The 14,575-nt window shown below is 64.5% G+C and carries 15 protein-coding genes and 1 pseudogene; 11 read left to right on the top strand and 5 right to left on the bottom strand.

What is annotated here, in order from left to right; genetic code table 11:
• The first annotated feature begins 390 nt into the window (after nt 1-390).
• From H3Z74_RS08845 to H3Z74_RS08810, 8 genes and pseudogenes are all read left to right on the top strand, one after another.
• Nucleotides 391-1,098 (top strand): response regulator transcription factor, encoded by a 708-nt coding sequence (locus tag H3Z74_RS08845; protein WP_187763521.1) that lies wholly within the window; start codon nt 391-393, stop codon nt 1,096-1,098.
• Nucleotides 1,098-2,660, top strand: coding sequence for a sensor histidine kinase (locus tag H3Z74_RS08840; RefSeq protein WP_187763520.1), 1,563 nt, complete (start codon nt 1,098-1,100; stop codon nt 2,658-2,660). The genes H3Z74_RS08845 and H3Z74_RS08840 overlap by 1 nt, the downstream gene beginning before the upstream one ends.
• Nucleotides 2,657-3,121, top strand: a complete 465-nt coding sequence (locus tag H3Z74_RS08835; RefSeq protein WP_187763519.1) for an HPr kinase/phosphorylase — start codon at nt 2,657-2,659, stop codon at nt 3,119-3,121. Before H3Z74_RS08840 ends, H3Z74_RS08835 begins: the two co-directional genes overlap by 4 nt.
• Entirely contained in the window at nt 3,118-4,059 is a 942-nt protein-coding gene (gene rapZ, locus H3Z74_RS08830; protein WP_187763518.1) for an RNase adapter RapZ, read from the top strand. Before H3Z74_RS08835 ends, rapZ begins: the two co-directional genes overlap by 4 nt.
• Nucleotides 4,056-4,462: pseudogene (locus H3Z74_RS08825) on the top strand (PTS sugar transporter subunit IIA). Before rapZ ends, H3Z74_RS08825 begins: the two are co-directional and overlap by 4 nt.
• Nucleotides 4,462-4,734 carry an HPr family phosphocarrier protein gene (locus H3Z74_RS08820; RefSeq protein WP_034158322.1) on the top strand — a complete coding sequence of 91 codons (273 nt, stop codon included), beginning with the start codon at nt 4,462-4,464 and terminating at the stop codon, nt 4,732-4,734. Before H3Z74_RS08825 ends, H3Z74_RS08820 begins: the two are co-directional and overlap by 1 nt.
• Entirely contained in the window at nt 4,734-5,534 is an 801-nt protein-coding gene (locus H3Z74_RS08815; RefSeq protein ID WP_187763517.1) for a TrmH family RNA methyltransferase, read from the top strand. The genes H3Z74_RS08820 and H3Z74_RS08815 overlap by 1 nt, the downstream gene beginning before the upstream one ends.
• Before the next feature lie 74 nt (nt 5,535-5,608).
• Nucleotides 5,609-6,331 carry an META domain-containing protein gene (locus tag H3Z74_RS08810; protein ID WP_187763516.1) on the top strand — a complete coding sequence of 241 codons (723 nt, stop codon included), beginning with the start codon at nt 5,609-5,611 and terminating at the stop codon, nt 6,329-6,331.
• Nucleotides 6,332-6,340: 9 nt separating this feature from the next.
• Here the strand turns inward: H3Z74_RS08810 and H3Z74_RS08805 are convergent, their stop codons facing one another.
• From H3Z74_RS08805 to H3Z74_RS08795, 3 genes are read right to left on the bottom strand one after another with little or no spacing between them, the layout of a single operon-like run.
• Nucleotides 6,341-7,039, bottom strand: coding sequence for a tetratricopeptide repeat protein (locus tag H3Z74_RS08805; RefSeq protein WP_187763515.1), 699 nt, complete (start codon nt 7,037-7,039; stop codon nt 6,341-6,343).
• A gap of 28 nt (nt 7,040-7,067) precedes the next feature.
• Nucleotides 7,068-8,180: a 2OG-Fe(II) oxygenase gene (locus tag H3Z74_RS08800; protein WP_187763514.1), complete on the bottom strand. Its 1,113-nt coding sequence runs from the start codon at nt 8,178-8,180 to the stop codon at nt 7,068-7,070.
• A gap of 52 nt (nt 8,181-8,232) precedes the next feature.
• Nucleotides 8,233-9,633 carry a DNA recombination protein RmuC gene (locus H3Z74_RS08795; RefSeq protein WP_187763513.1) on the bottom strand — a complete coding sequence of 467 codons (1,401 nt, stop codon included), beginning with the start codon at nt 9,631-9,633 and terminating at the stop codon, nt 8,233-8,235.
• A gap of 78 nt (nt 9,634-9,711) precedes the next feature.
• On the opposite strand from H3Z74_RS08795, the gene H3Z74_RS08790 reads away from it, so the two are divergent.
• The gene (locus tag H3Z74_RS08790) at nt 9,712-11,376 is read left to right on the top strand and encodes a formate--tetrahydrofolate ligase (RefSeq protein WP_187763512.1); all 1,665 of its coding nucleotides are present in this window, start codon (nt 9,712-9,714) and stop codon (nt 11,374-11,376) included.
• A 181-nt stretch (nt 11,377-11,557) separates the two neighbouring features.
• On the opposite strand, the gene def is transcribed toward H3Z74_RS08790, so the two are convergent.
• Complete coding sequence (gene def, locus H3Z74_RS08785) at nt 11,558-12,088, bottom strand: peptide deformylase (RefSeq protein ID WP_187763511.1); 531 nt, start codon at nt 12,086-12,088, stop codon at nt 11,558-11,560.
• 31 nt (nt 12,089-12,119) lie between these two features.
• On the bottom strand, nt 12,120-12,716 hold the full coding sequence (recR, locus tag H3Z74_RS08780) for a recombination mediator RecR (RefSeq protein ID WP_187763510.1): 597 nt from the start codon (nt 12,714-12,716) through the stop codon (nt 12,120-12,122).
• A gap of 53 nt (nt 12,717-12,769) precedes the next feature.
• Here recR and fmt point away from each other — a divergent pair, with 53 nt between their 5' ends.
• Both fmt and truA read left to right on the top strand, forming a co-directional pair.
• On the top strand, nt 12,770-13,675 hold the full coding sequence (fmt, locus tag H3Z74_RS08775) for a methionyl-tRNA formyltransferase (protein ID WP_187763509.1): 906 nt from the start codon (nt 12,770-12,772) through the stop codon (nt 13,673-13,675).
• Nucleotides 13,672-14,412, top strand: a complete 741-nt coding sequence (gene truA, locus H3Z74_RS08770) for a tRNA pseudouridine(38-40) synthase TruA (RefSeq protein WP_187763508.1) — start codon at nt 13,672-13,674, stop codon at nt 14,410-14,412. The genes fmt and truA overlap by 4 nt, the downstream gene beginning before the upstream one ends.
• Nucleotides 14,413-14,575 lie beyond the last annotated feature (163 nt).

Raw genomic sequence — 14,575 nt, 5'->3', positions numbered from 1 at the left:
CCTGTTTTCGCGTAATTCCACGCGCGGCCCGCTGGACCGTCCGATTCTATCGCTCGCCCGGGCGTGCCATGGGCCGGGCATGGTCCAACCAAACGCCCCACAACCACAAACCCTGCACCGGATGAATCCGCCGTCCGCTGTTCCCACCCCTGTTCCGGTCCATTCCACCCCTGTTAATCACCGCTGTTCCATAACAGCGGTGATGCAATGTATGATGCTGAAATACCGCCATAAATCCGCAGCCAAAATCCAACATAACAGGGGTGGTTTTTTTATTCCGCCAGAACAGCGGTCCGCCGCCCCGCAAATGGCGACCGCGCACCGGACAAGCCGGTTGAGCGGGCCCCGGCTTTGCACTACCTCAACCGTAACAAACCATGAGGCTGCCGAATGACGGCGACAATCGCGCTGGTCGATGACGACCGCAACATCCTGACATCCGTGTCGATCGCGCTGCAGGCCGAGGGCTTTGTGACGCGGGTCTATTCCGACGGCGAAACCGCGCTCAAGGCGCTGATCGAGAATCCGCCCGACCTGGCGATCTTCGATATCAAGATGCCGCGCATGGACGGGCTGGAACTGCTCCGGCGGCTGCGTGAGAAGCAGGCAACGCCGGTCATCTTCCTGACCTCCAAGGATGATGAGCTCGACGAGGCGCTGGGTCTCGCGATGGGCGCGGACGATTATATCGCCAAGCCTTTCTCGCAACGCCTGCTGATTGCCCGCATCCGCGCGATCCTGCGCCGCACCGAACTGGCCCAGGCCGGGCCGGCCGGCGATGAGGAATCGCCGGGCGGCGAACTGGAGCGCGGGCGACTGACCATGGATACCGCGCGGCACCGCGTGACCTGGGGCGGCGCCAATGTCACGCTGACCGTGACCGAATTCCTGATCCTCGAAACCCTGGCGCAGCGGCCGGGCATCGTGAAGACGCGCAACCAGCTGATGGATGCTGCCTATCAGGACGATATCTATGTCGATGACCGCACCATCGACAGCCATATCAAGCGCGTGCGGCGTAAATTCCGGCAGATCGACCCCGAATTCGATGCCATCGAAACCCTGTATGGCGCCGGATATCGCTTCTCCGAGGAATGATGCGTGAGACTGACGACGGCGAGCTGACGCTTCGCTGGTCCGGCCGTGTTTCGCTCACGCCGCGGATCCTGTTCGTCAATATTTTCGCGCTTGCGCTGCTGGCCGGCGGGTTCTTCTACCTCGATTCCTATCGCAGCCGGATCGTCGACAGCCGTGTCGCCCAGGCCAGCCGCGAGGTAAGGCTGATCGCCGAGGCGATGCGCTCGGTTCAGCCGGCGCGCCGCGATGCACTGGCGCTGCGCCTCGCCCGCGATACCGGGGCGCGGCTGCGCCTTTATGACGAGGCGGGGACGCTGATCAGCGACACGCGCTCGCTCGGCCTTCGCAACGTCGTGTTGAAGGACCCCGATAAACAGGATTGGGGTCAGGGTGCCGCGCGCTTCCTCGACGCGATGATCGATACCGTGGTCGGCACGCCGCGCGCGCCACTCTATCGCGAGCGCAGCGCCGGGTTCGACTGGCCCGATGTGCGCACCGCGCGCAACACCGAGACCGCACCCGCGACGGTGTGGCGCGCGCCCGACCGGACGCCGGTGATCACGGCCGCCGCCGCCATATCGGGGCTCAAGGGCGTCCAGGGCGTGGTGATGACGACAATGAACGCGACCGACATCACCCAGACGGTGCGGGTCGAGCGCTTCCGCCTCAGCGTCGTGCTGCTGATCGTCGCGATCGTCTCGATCCTGTTGTCGCTGTTCCTCGCACGGACGATCGTGCGGCCGTTGCGCCGCCTGGCGCGCGCGGCGGTGCGGGTGCGGCTCGGGCGCGCGCGCGAAGTGGTCGTGCCGCGCCTGCCGACGCGCCGCGATGAGGTCGGCATGCTCGCCCGCGCTTTGTCGGACATGAGTCTTGCGTTGCGCGCGCGGATCGATGCGACCGAAGCGTTCGCCGCCGATGTCGCGCATGAGATGAAGAATCCCCTCGCCTCGCTTCGTTCCGCGGTCGAGGGCCTGTCGCGGGTGCGCGACCCGGAACTGCAGGAGCGGCTGCTCGCTATCGTACGCGACGATGTCCATCGCATGGACCGGTTGATCACCGACATTTCGGAGGCATCGCGGCTCGATGCGCAGCTCAGCCGCGCCAAGTTCGAACCGGTCGATATCGGCGCGATGCTCGACGCTCTGCTCGCCCAGCGCGACGATCGCGGCATCGAGCGTGGCATCCGGTTGCGCTTCGATCATCGCAAGAGCGACCGGCTGATCGTGATGGGCGAAGGATCGCGGCTCGAGCGCGTGTTCGAGAATCTGGTCGACAATGCGGTGTCCTTCTCGCCCGATGGTGGCCTGATCACCATCGCTGCGGCACGCGACCAGGACGAACTGGTCATCAAGGTCGAGGATGAAGGGCCCGGTGTGCCGGAAGAAGCCCGCGAGCAGGTATTCAGCCGGTTTCAGTCGCTGCGCCCCGAGAGCGAGGAATTCGGTAAGCATTCGGGTTTAGGCCTCGCCATTGCGCGGACCATCGTCGAGGGGCATCAGGGATCGATCGTGGTCGAATCGCGCGAGGATCGATTGAGCGGGGCACGTTTCGTGGTGACATTACCCCTAAGGGATCGCAGATGAGCCGCGACTCCAAATTTCCGCCAAAAACTGCCGGCGTCTCGACCGAGACGCTGCACGTGTCGACCGTGGCCATCGACGGCCGGGCCGTGTTGATCGAAGGACCGTCGGGGGCCGGCAAGTCGGATCTCGCGCTGCGCCTGATCGATCGCGGCGCGGTCCTGGTCAGCGACGATTATACGATCCTGATCCGCAACGGCGAAACATTGCTCGCGACGGCGCCGGTCACGATCGCCGGCAAGATCGAAGTACGCGGCATCGGTATTGTCCCGATGGAGCATGTCGAGCGAGTGCCTGCTGCTCTGGTGGTGCGGCTGGCCGGCGGATTCGACCGCATGCCGCTCGAACGGATGGAGCGAAAGATCGCCGGGATCGCGATCCCCGAAATCACGCTGGACGCGCATGAGAACGCCGCGCCGATCAAGGTCGAGCTGGCATTGCGGCGAATCATAGCGCCGGCATGAGCCGCGACCCCAAGAATATCCTGCTCGTCACCGGCATGTCGGGCGCGGGCAAGTCGACCGTCCTCAGGACGCTTGAGGATCTCGGCTGGGAAGTGGTCGACAATCTGCCTTTGCTGCTGCTCGACCGGCTGCTGTCGGCGCCGTTGCCGGAAAGCGCGGAGAATGCATCGCAGCCGCTGGCGCTCGGAATCGGCGCCCGAACGCGCGATTTCGATCCCGAACGCGTGGTCAAGCGAATCGAGAAGCTGCGCGCGGAACATGGCCATGACATCGGCACGCTGTTCCTCGATTGCGCCGGCGGCGAGCTCGAGCGACGCTATTCCGAGACGCGGCGGCGCCATCCATTGGCGCTCGACCGGCCGGCAAGCGACGGCATCGCGCGCGAACGCGAGCTGCTTGCCCCTTTGCGGGGTTGGGCGAACCGGCTGATCGACACGACCAGCATGACCGCCAATGAACTGGCGCAGAATGTCCGCGAGACTTTTTCCGGCGAGAAGCTCGGCGCGCCGACCCTGTCGGTGACGTCGTTCGGTTTTGCCCGCGGCGTGCCGCGCAATGCCGATCTGGTGTTCGACATGCGTTTCCTGCGAAATCCGCATTGGGTCGAGGCGCTTCGGCCGGGAACCGGGCTCGACGCCGATGTCGGTGACTATATCGCGGACGACCCTGCGTATGACGCCGCGCTGACCCAGATCGAATCGCTGCTGCTGCTGTTGCTGCCGCGCTACAGGGCCGAAGGAAAATCCTATGTGACGGTCGCGTTCGGCTGTACCGGCGGGAGACACCGCTCGGTGCATGTCACGGAACGGGTAGCCCAACGGTTGCGCGACGAAGGATTTTCGCCCACGGTCACTCACCGCGATCTTGCCGCGGCGCCCCAGGACTCGCTGGAGGGTGCACCGGCAAGTGGGCCTGGAAGTGGAACTGTTTTGCAATGATCGGCCTGGTTCTGGTGACGCATGGGCGCCTCGCCGATGAATTCGTGACCGCGATGGAGCATGTTGTCGGCAAGCAGGATCGTATCGCGACCATCGCGATCGGCCCTGACGACGACATGGAAGCGCGCCGCAGCGATATCGCTGACGCGATCGCTCAGGTCGACACCGGTCACGGCGTCATCCTGCTGACCGACCTGTTCGGCGGCACCCCTCCAATCTCGCCATCTCGCTGATGGAGAAGGGCCGGGTCGAAGTGATCGCCGGGATCAACCTGCCGATGCTGATCCGCCTTGCCTCGGCACGGACCCGGATGAAAGTGGTCGATGCCGTCGCGGCGGCGCGCGAGGCGGGGCGGAAATATATTACCGTCGCTTCCGAGGTGCTTGGCGAGGCTGCCGCTTGATGCCGGTGCAACGGACGGTCCTCATTACCAACAAGCGCGGCCTTCATGCGCGGGCCAGTGCCAAGTTCGTCACCCTCGCCTCGACTCAGCCGGTCGAGCTGTCGGTCGAGAAGGACGGCGCGGGCAGCGTCACCGGCACCTCGATCATGGGCCTGATGATGCTCGGCGCGGCGATGGGCGATTCGATCACCATCAGCGCCGATGGCGACGGTGCCGAGGCGGCGGTCGGCGCCTTGTGCGAGCTGGTGGAAGCCAAGTTCGGCGAGGATTGATGCCGCGTGAGATTACCGCCTTTTCCAACCCGCTGATCAAGCGGGTGCGCGAGCTGCGCGACAAGCGTCACCGCCGCGAACAGCGCCAGTTCCTTGCCGAAGGACTGCGCATCCTGACCGAAGCACGCGAAACCGGGCGCCTGCCCCAGACCCTCTTCTATGCGGCCGCCAGCGCCGGCCATCCTCTGGTCAACGCGCTGTCGATCGACGTCGAGGCAGCGGGCGGCGAGTCGATTCAAACCACGCCCGACATCCTGTCCAAGCTGTCGGGCAAGGACAATCCACAGGCGGTGGTCGGCGTGTTCGACGAATTTGCCAGTTCGCTCGACGCGCTCGAGCGCGGCAAGGCCGATATCTGGCTGGTCGCCGAAAGGCTGCGCGACCCGGGCAATCTCGGTACGATCCTGCGCACCGGCGATGCGGTCGGCGCCGGCGGCCTGATCCTGATCGGCGAGAGCGTCGACCCTTTCTCGGTCGAGGCGGTCCGGGCGAGCATGGGTGCACTCTTCACCGTACCGGTGGTGCAGGCGGAATGGTCGGAGTTCGTGCCATGGCTGCGCAGCGGTCCCGGCCAACTGGTCGGTCTCAGTCTCGATACCGAAAGCGACTACCGCGCCGCGCGCTATGCCTCGCCGACCTTCCTGCTCACCGGCAATGAAGCGCAGGGCATGCCGCCCAACTATGCCGCCGAGTGCGACCTGCTGGTCAAGATCCCGATGCTGGGCAAGGCCGACAGCCTCAACGCAGCGGTGGCGACGGCAGTGATGGCCTATGAAGTATTGGCGCAGCGCCGCGGCTGACGGCGTGCCGATCGGCTGCGTCATGATCGGTTCAGCCACGCAGCGCTAGCCGCGATGGTTCAAGGAGATCCGCCATGAAGTTCGCCCTCACCCTTGCCTTCGCCGTGCCCACCATGCTGCTGGGCGGCACCGCGCTCGCCCAGCGGGAGCGCGCGCCGCTCTATGAAGCGGTCGGCACTGAACCTGGTTGGACGCTGGTGATCGACCGCGACCTGATCCGCTATGTCGGCGATTATGGCCGGACCAGGGTGACTGCCTCCACGCCTGAACCGCGACCGAGCTTCAACGGCAGGCGCTATGTGGCCGACCGCATCACCGTCGATATCACCAATGTCCGCTGCAGCGACGGGATGAGCGACCGGGTCTATCCGGACAAGGTGACGGTGACGATCGGGCGCCGCACCGTGAGCGGATGCGGTGGCAGGTCGATCGTGGCACCTGCCCCCGCCCCTGCATCGTTGCTTTCCGGCGCGTGGCGGATCGAGAGCGTCGGCGGCCTGCCGACGCGGGGCCCGAAGCCAGCAACGGTGACCTTTACCGGCAACCGCATCGGCGGCAGCACCGGCTGCAACAATTTCGGCGGCACCTATCGTTTCGAGCGTGGTTTCCTGGTCGCGGGCCCCTTGATGGCGACTCAGATGGGCTGCCAGCCCGGGGTAATGGCTCAGGAGCTGGCCATCCTCGGCGCGTTCAATCAACGGCTGAGTATCAGCTCCAATCGCGGCGGAAAGCTGGTGCTGAGCGGGCGTGGCCAGGCCCGACTCGTGCTGGTGCCGACATTCCCCGGACGGCGGTGATGCGCGTCGTCAGATCGATTTCGGCCGGTTCTTCTTGATGTACTCAAGCTCGCTCTTGGCATTCACGTTGTTCGGATCGAGCTTGAGGCATTTCTGCAGCAGCGCCTCCGCGTCATCCCAGCGGCCTAGCTCGACCATGACATAGGCGATGCCGAACCAGGCGCGCCCCAGATCCCTGGCGCGGTCCGGGCCGGAAGACTCGGCCGCCTCCTCGGCGCGCCGATAGGCATCGAGCGACGCAGGCCAGTCCTTGAGCTGTTTGAAGGCGTATCCCAGCTCGTTGAGGTACTGGGCACGATGCGGCCGCATCGCGATCGCTTTCTGCAGAAACGGTATGCCGGCGTCGGGCTTGCCCATGTCGATCAGGACATAGCCTTTGCCCCACAGCGCCAGACACCAATCGGGCGCGATGGCGATGGCATTACGGGGCGGTTTCGCGGCAGCGGATTCGGTGAGGTAAAGCAGGGTCTCCTGCGCCCCTTCGGCGCAGAAGATCTGGCTCTTTTCATTACGATGAAGCGCTTCATACTCGGCAAGCAAGGGATCGAACAGCTGCAGGGCGAGAGCATTATTCTTGGCGAGCAAGGCAGTGAGCGCCTGACTGAGTCGCGCGTCCCGCACTTTCTCGACCGGTGCTTGTTGATGCGTTGCCGGCACGCTGGGAGAAGCGCCGGCGGTTCCGAGCAATAGCGCGATCAAGAGTGCCACGATTCACCTCATTGGTTGTCGAACGGTATCACTTCTGCACCCCGGCCTTGTAGTTGCCGAACTCGGGCGACAGGAAGCGCAGATTCTCTTCCCGCAACGCCGCGCCGGCATCATCATACAGAAATGGCAGAAAGGCGTAGCGCTTGCCGCGAGTGACGGGCGTCGCTTCATGCAGCAACGAGCAGGAAAAGACGACTGCGCCGCCAGTCGGTGCGCGATAGGTGCGTCCGCCGAATTCGGGAAAACGCAGATCGCCCCCCTCATAGTCTTCGGCATTGAGGTTGATCGTGCAGGCGAATTTACGATGCGCCGTACCCTTGGTGGTGTTGTCGCGGTGCGCGCGAAAATGGCCCCCGCCTTGATCGTCATCGTAACAGGCGACGATCCAGCGTTCGATCCGCGTCGCATCGAACTGAAAGGCGCGGCTGATCATCGGGCGCAGGAAGCGGTTGAGACGCACCCTGAGCGCCGCGATCAATTGCTCGTCCTCGATGGTACAGTCCGACCGCCGCTTATGGGCATGGTCGACCTTGAGGACGGTCATTCCATTCTCTTCGCGCATGAAGCCGGACTCCTCACCGCCCTGTCGCTCATAGAGCTCGATCAGCTGGCGACAGAGTGCGGGCTCCAATATGCGCGGCGCGATCAGCACCGGCGCACTGACATCCTGGCCATGATCCCGACTGTGCCCGATCAGCGCCTCAAGCCCGGCCATGATCGTTTCGCCGTCGGAGATCTCGGCACGGTCGACAACGCGGAGCATCGCATCGAGCAGCAGCCAATGCGGGCGATAGCGCTGTGCCTCTCGTTCGTTATCGACTGCGCCATATCGTCCGGATACGGCCCGATCCTGATCGAGGAACCAGCGGATGCCGGGCAATGAAGGCTCGATGCGCTGTTCCGTGACATCGCGCGGATCGATCGAGACGCCGAAGAAGCAGGCATTGGCATCGTCGAACAGATGCCGGTGACGTTCGACCACCTGCAGGGCGGCCTGGCTTGCGGGCCAGCCGGCGCTGCCATGGAACAGCAGGACGATCGCCCGGCCGGCAACGGTGTCGAATGCGTAACGCGGACTGCCGCCAAGTGCGGCGGCGTGGAACCAGGGTGCGAGGTCTCCGGGGACAAGAAGCTTGGCCATCGCCAACGGATACCGGATCGGTCGATGCTGTAAACCTTTGCCCGGTCGGGACTTACTCGGCCGCCTCATCCAGGCTGCTTTCGAGCAATGCCGGCGCGTCGCCATAGCGCGCCAGTGCCTCGACGGGGGGGACGTCCTCGATCTCGCGCGCGCCCGGCTCGATGTTGAGGTCCTTGAGCTTGCGTGCCGTGACCAGCGTACGGCTTTCGAAACTGGAAACAAAGGCGTTGTAATTGTTGACCGCCGAGGTCAGTCCGCCCCCGACCTTGCGCAGATCTCCGGCCGCCTTGGCCAGCCGGTCGTACAGTTCCTTGCCCAGTTCGCCGATCTGGCGCGCTTCCTTGGCGAGCCGTTCCTGGCGCCACACCGCCGAGACCGTGCGCGCGATCGCGATCAGGTTGGTCGGGGTGGCGAGCAGCACGCGCTTTTCGAACGCGAAGTCCCACAGAGCTGGTTCCTGTTCGAGCGCGGCCGACAGAAAATGCTCACCGGGCACGAACATGATGACATAATCCGGGGCATCGGCGAACTGGCTCCAATAGGCCTTGTTGCCGAGCCCATTGATATGCGCCTTCATCGATGCGGCGTGCAGCACCAGCCCGCGGGTTCGCTCGTCTTCATCCACCGCGCCAAAGGCGTCCTGATAGGCATTGAGCGAAACCTTGGCGTCGATCACCAGGCTGCGGCCACCCGGCACCCTCACGATCGCGTCCGGTCGTAGCCGTCCGCCTTCATCGCCCCCCGCTATGCTGACCTCGGTCTGGAAATCGGTATGTTCGGACAGGCCGCAGGTTTCGAGCACATTCTTCAATTGCTGCTCGCCCCAGCGGCCACGCGATTTGGGCGCGTTGCGCAGCGAATTGACCAGCTTCGCGGCCTCGCTGCTGACCTTCTCCTGACCGACGCGTAGCCCTTCGAGTTGCCCTTTGAGCTGATCGAAGGCGCCCTTGCGCTCGGATTCGACCTTGGTGACCGTCTCCTCATATTTCAGCAGGCGGTCGCTGACCGGCTGGAGCATCGATTTGAGGTTCTGGCCGGCGGTTTCCTCCGACTGTTTGAACCGCGCATCGGCGCGGGTGAGGAAAGTCTCCTGCGCTTCGATGAGCAGCTTGTTGGACACCTCGGCGAACTGCGCAGCCATCAAATCCTTCGCCTCGCGCAGCTCGGTCAGGCGCGCCTCGAAGGCGCCGGCCTGCGCCTTCAGCGTGGCAAGATCGGTGCGCGCGATGTCGCGCTCATCGCGAATGATCTCGAGCGTCCCGGCAAGTTGCACGGCTGCCCGCGCCCGCTCCTCGGCCAAAGCGAGATCGACAAGGACACGTTTATACTCTTCGGCGCGCGCATCGCGCTCGGCGCGCATCTCGGCGCTTCCCCTTCCGCCGAGGAACCAGCCCGCCCCAAGCCCTGCCAGCAGAGCGACAATCAACAGTAACGAAATGGTCAGGCCGGTCATTTGGAATCTCGATGGAACATTGCAGGAACCCTAGCGTGGAGGATTGTGTTGCGCCAGCCCTTGGCTAGGACGGGCGCCATGCAGACCGACATCGCGATTTCCCGCGCCGCCATCCTGAAGCCGATCAATGAGATTGCCGCCACGCTATCAATCCCTCCCCAGGCGGTCGAACCCTATGGTCATTTCAAAGCGAAGATCGACCTGTCCCGCGTCCCGGCGACGGGAAAACAGGGCAAGCTGATCCTCGTCACCGCGATCAACCCGACCCCGGCCGGCGAGGGCAAGTCGACCACTTCGGTCGGGCTGGCCGATGCGCTCAACCGGATCGGCAAGCGCGCGATATTGTGCCTGCGCGAGCCATCGCTCGGGCCGTGTTTCGGCACGAAGGGCGGAGCCGCTGGCGGCGGTTATGCCCAGGTCGTGCCGATGGAGGATATCAACCTCCATTTCACCGGCGATTTCCATGCCATCACATCGGCGCACAATCTGCTCGCGGCGATGATCGACAATCACGTACATTGGGGGAATGCGCTCGATATCGACGTACGGCGGATCGTGTGGCGGCGCGTGCTCGACATGAACGACCGGGCGCTGCGCGACATCGCCCAGTCGCTCGGCGGTCCCGCCAATGGCTACCCGCGTGAGAGCGGCTTCGACATCACGGTCGCGTCGGAGGTCATGGCGATCCTGTGCCTGGCGAGCGATCTGGAAGATCTCGAGGCGCGATTGGGGCGGATTGTCGTCGCCTATACGCGCGGCAAGCAGCCGGTCACCGCGCGCGACCTGAAAGCCGATGGCGCGATGGCGGTGCTGCTGGCTCAGGCCGTGAAACCCAATCTGGTGCAGACGCTGGAGGGCAATCCGGCGTTCGTCCATGGCGGGCCGTTCGCAAACATCGCGCATGGCTGCAATTCGGTAATCGCCACCCGCGCCGCGCTTGGCCTGGGCGATTATGTGGTGACCGAGGCGGGATTCGGAGCGGACCTGGGCGCCGAGAAATTCTTCGACATCAAATGCCGTCAGTCCGGGCTGAAACCGTCAGCGGCGGTGATCGTCGCGACCGTGCGCGCGCTGAAGATGAATGGCGGTGTGGCCAAGGCGGATCTCGGCATCGCCGATCCCGAGGCTGTACGGCGCGGCGGCGTCAATCTGGCGCGGCATATCGAAAATGTGCGGCAGTTCGGGGTGCCGGCGATCGTCGCGATCAACAAATTCTCGACGGATACCGAGGCAGAACTTGAAGTGATCCGCGAAATCGCCGCGGCGCAGGGGTCCGAAGCGATCCTGTGCACGCATTGGGCCGATGGCGGCGTGGGCGCACAGGCGCTGGCTGAAAAGGTCGCCGAACTGTGCGATCATGCGACGCCGCAATTCGCGCCGCTCTACGACGACGGATTGTCGCTGTTCGACAAGATCAACACCGTCGCGACGCGTATCTATCGCGCGGAAGAGGCGATTGCCGATCCGGGCGTGCATGCACAGCTGAAACGGTGGGAGGATGCCGGGTTTGGCGCCCTGCCCGTCTGCATGGCGAAGACCCAGTACAGCTTCTCTACCGATCCGGCGAAGCTCGGCGCCCCCACCGGGCATGTCGTGCCGGTGCGCGAAGTGCGGCTGTCGGCGGGCGCGGGATTCGTCGTGGCGATCTGCGGTGAGATCATGACCATGCCGGGATTGCCGCGCGTGCCGGCGGCGGAGTCGATCCGGTTCGGGGCAAATGGCGAGATCGAAGGGCTGTTCTGACTTTTTGGCAGGAGGACATTTGATCGAACCGCCCTGTCATTCCCGCGAAAGCGGGTATCCCGCTTCTTCTCAGTGCGGGACAAAGCAGCGGGATACCCGCTTTCGCGGGTATGACGGAAAAGAGTTTACCTGACTCGATCGGAACCACCGCTTCTCCCCCAGGGGAGAAGGCCAGATACCCTCAGGCCGCCTTGCGCGCCTTGGCCAGCTTCTTCAGTACCATGTCGCGCTTCAGCCGCGAGATATGGTCGATGAACAGCACGCCGTTGAGATGGTCGATCTCATGCTGGATCGCGGTCGCCATCAGGCCGTCAAATTCCTGCCCATGCGCCTTGCCGTCGCCATCGAGCCATTTGATCGTGCAGCGCGCGGGGCGCTCGACCTCGGCATATTGCTCGGGAATCGAGAGGCAGCCCTCAGTATAGGAAGCGATTTCGTCGCTGACCGACACGATCTCCGGATTGATGAAGACATGCGGTACCCGGACCGGCTTGGCGTCCTTCTCGTCGCTTTCCGGCTCCTGCAGATCGATCACGACGATGCGCTGCTCGATCGCGACCTGAGTCGCGGCTAGGCCGATGCCACGCGCATCATACATCGTGTCGAACATGTCGGAGACGATCGCGCGGATTGAATCGTCCACAGCGGCGACGGGCTTCGCTACGGCGCGCAGGCCGGGATGCGGGACTTCGAGGATTTCCAATATTGCCATTGCCGCGAGCTAGGAAAGAGCGGGCCTGACGTCAAGCGACCGGTCGTCGCGCCCGCAACGCCTGCGCCAGCGTGCCTTCGTCGAGATAGTCGAGTTCGCCACCCACCGGCAGGCCATGAGCGAGCTGAGTCACGCGGATCGGGAAGCGCTCGATTCGCTCGGCGATATAATGCGCGGTGGTCTGCCCCTCGAGCGTTGCGTTCATCGCCAGCACCACCTCGTCAGTGCCGCCGGCTTCGATCCGGCGCACCAGCGAATCGATCGTCAGATCCTCCGGCCGAATGCCTTCCAAGGCCGAAAGCCTGCCGCCAAGGACATGGAAGCGTCCGGGAAACAGGCGCGAGCGGTCAAGTGCCCAGAGATCGGCAACCTCCTCGACCACGCACAACGCGCGCGAATCGCGGCGCGGGTCGGTACAAATTCCGCACGGGTTAGTTGTATCGATATTACCGCAATTCGAGCAGGTTGCGAGGTTTTCCTCGACTGCGTTCAAAGCATTGAGCAACGGCCCGAGCGCGGTTTCGCGCTTCTTGAGCAAGTGCAGCACCGCGCGCCGTGCCGAACGCGGCCCCAGGCCGGGGAGCCGCGCCAGAGCCTGTGTCAGGGCTTCGATCTCGGGAGATGCCATTTGGAACAGATAGGGGGTTGCGCTGCCCTCCGGCAAGCGGCCAGAGCATAGACATGCGGATCATCTTCATGGGCACGCCCGAATTCTCGGTGCCGATATTGCAGGCGCTGGTCGACGCCGGCCACGATGTCGCGGCGGTCTATAGCCAGCCGCCGCGCCGTGCGGGGCGCGGCAAGGCGCTGACTCCCTCCCCGGTTCAGGCGCGTGCCGAGACGCTGGGGCTGACGGTGCGGACGCCGATCTCGTTGCGCGATGCGGAGGCGCAGGCGGAATTCTCAGGTTTCGGGGCCGATATCGCGGTTGTCGCGGCTTATGGATTGATCCTGCCGCGTGCGGTGCTCGACGCGCCCCGCCGCGGTTGCCTGAACGTCCATGCGTCGCTCCTGCCGAGATGGCGTGGTGCCGCGCCGATCCAGCGTGCGATCCTCGCCGGCGATGACGAGACGGGCGTCTGCATCATGCAGATGGAGGCAGGTCTCGACACCGGGCCGGTCCTGCTGCGCGAGGCGACCGCCATTGACGCCAGGACCGCCGGCGAACTGACCGATGAACTGAGCGCAATGGGTGCGCGGCTGATGGTGAAGGCACTTGCCGATCTGAATGCCTATCCGGCCGAACCACAGCCGGACGATGGCGTCACCTATGCTGCCAAGATCGACAAGGCCGAGGCCCGGATCGATTTCACCCGCAGCGCGATCGAGGTCGAGCGCCAGATTCGCGCCTTCAACCCGGTACCGGGTGCCTTTTTCGAAGTCGCGGGCGAACGCATTCGAATTCTCGAAGCCGTGGCAAAACCCGGCTCGGCTCAGCCCGGGCTGGTCATTGGTGACTCGCTGGAGATTGGCTGCGCGGATGGCGTACTGGTGCCGGTTCAGGTCCAGCGCGCCGGGCGTGGCGTCATGACGTCAGTCGAGTTGCTGCGCGGCTTTTCGGTTCCGGCCGGAACGGTTCTGACGTGACACGCTTTGCGCTGACCGTCGAATTCGATGGCCGGCCCTTCATGGGCTGGCAACGTCAAAGCCACGGACCAAGCGTCCAGGCAGCCATCGAGGCGGCGGCGCTGGCGATTACCGGCGAGACGGTGGCGGTGCACGCGGCGGGACGCACCGATGCCGGAGTCCATGGGTTGGGCATGCGCGCGCATGTCGACGTCATGCGGCCGATCACCCCGTTCCGGCTGATGGAAGCACTCAACGCGAAGCTGCGGCCCGATCCGGTGGCGATTCTGGCATGCGAGATCGTGCCGGACGACTGGCATGCGCGCTTCACCTGCCTGGCGCGGCATTATGAGTATCGCATCGTCACACGCCGGGCGCCGCTGACCGTCGAACGCGGGCTGGCCTGGCGGGTACCGATCGACCTTGATGCCGACGCCATGGCCGAGGGCGCAGCGCGGCTGGTGGGACGCCATGACTTCACCACCTTCCGCTCCGCGCATTGCCAGGCCGACAGCCCGGTGCGCACGCTCGACCGGCTCGATGTGGTGCGCGAGGGCGAGCGGATCCTGGTACGGGCATCGGCACGGTCCTTCCTGCATCATCAGGTGCGCTCGATGGTCGGGTGCCTGGCGCTGGTCGGTCAGCGGAAATGGTCCGCGAACGATATGAGTGCCGCGCTGGAGGCCCGGGACCGGGCGGCACTTGGGCTCAATGCACCGCCCGACGGGTTGTTCTTTCTCCGGGCGGACTATCCCTGACCGGGCCACCGCCATCGCTCACCCTGAATGGAGATCGCTTGGGGTGATGTCAGGCTCCAGTGTCTTATTTTTTGTATTTAAATATCTGATATATAATGATATTATTCGGTCTCTTTGGCCGGACGGTGGCCCGACATATGCGACAGACTGGTGTCCCATATCT

This window comes from Sphingomonas alpina (genome assembly GCF_014490665.1).
GTDB lineage: Bacteria > Pseudomonadota > Alphaproteobacteria > Sphingomonadales > Sphingomonadaceae > Sphingomonas > Sphingomonas alpina.
Note: the sequence above shows the minus strand (reverse complement) of the source record. Positions and strands in the feature narration are given on the sequence as shown.

Excerpts from the sequence above, each read along its gene's own strand:
- H3Z74_RS08845 (WP_187763521.1), top strand. The coding sequence starts at position 391 with ATGACGGCGACAATCGCGCTGGTCGATGACGACCGCAACATCCTGACA.
- H3Z74_RS08840 (WP_187763520.1), top strand. The coding sequence starts at position 1,098 with ATGCGTGAGACTGACGACGGCGAGCTGACGCTTCGCTGGTCCGGCCGT.
- H3Z74_RS08835 (WP_187763519.1), top strand. The coding sequence starts at position 2,657 with ATGAGCCGCGACTCCAAATTTCCGCCAAAAACTGCCGGCGTCTCGACC.
- rapZ (WP_187763518.1), top strand. The coding sequence starts at position 3,118 with ATGAGCCGCGACCCCAAGAATATCCTGCTCGTCACCGGCATGTCGGGC.
- H3Z74_RS08820 (WP_034158322.1), top strand. The coding sequence starts at position 4,462 with ATGCCGGTGCAACGGACGGTCCTCATTACCAACAAGCGCGGCCTTCAT.
- H3Z74_RS08815 (WP_187763517.1), top strand. The coding sequence starts at position 4,734 with ATGCCGCGTGAGATTACCGCCTTTTCCAACCCGCTGATCAAGCGGGTG.
- H3Z74_RS08810 (WP_187763516.1), top strand. The coding sequence starts at position 5,609 with ATGAAGTTCGCCCTCACCCTTGCCTTCGCCGTGCCCACCATGCTGCTG.
- H3Z74_RS08800 (WP_187763514.1), bottom strand. The coding sequence starts at position 8,180 with ATGGCCAAGCTTCTTGTCCCCGGAGACCTCGCACCCTGGTTCCACGCC.
- H3Z74_RS08795 (WP_187763513.1), bottom strand. The coding sequence starts at position 9,633 with ATGACCGGCCTGACCATTTCGTTACTGTTGATTGTCGCTCTGCTGGCA.
- H3Z74_RS08790 (WP_187763512.1), top strand. The coding sequence starts at position 9,712 with ATGCAGACCGACATCGCGATTTCCCGCGCCGCCATCCTGAAGCCGATC.
- def (WP_187763511.1), bottom strand. The coding sequence starts at position 12,088 with ATGGCAATATTGGAAATCCTCGAAGTCCCGCATCCCGGCCTGCGCGCC.
- recR (WP_187763510.1), bottom strand. The coding sequence starts at position 12,716 with ATGGCATCTCCCGAGATCGAAGCCCTGACACAGGCTCTGGCGCGGCTC.
- fmt (WP_187763509.1), top strand. The coding sequence starts at position 12,770 with ATGCGGATCATCTTCATGGGCACGCCCGAATTCTCGGTGCCGATATTG.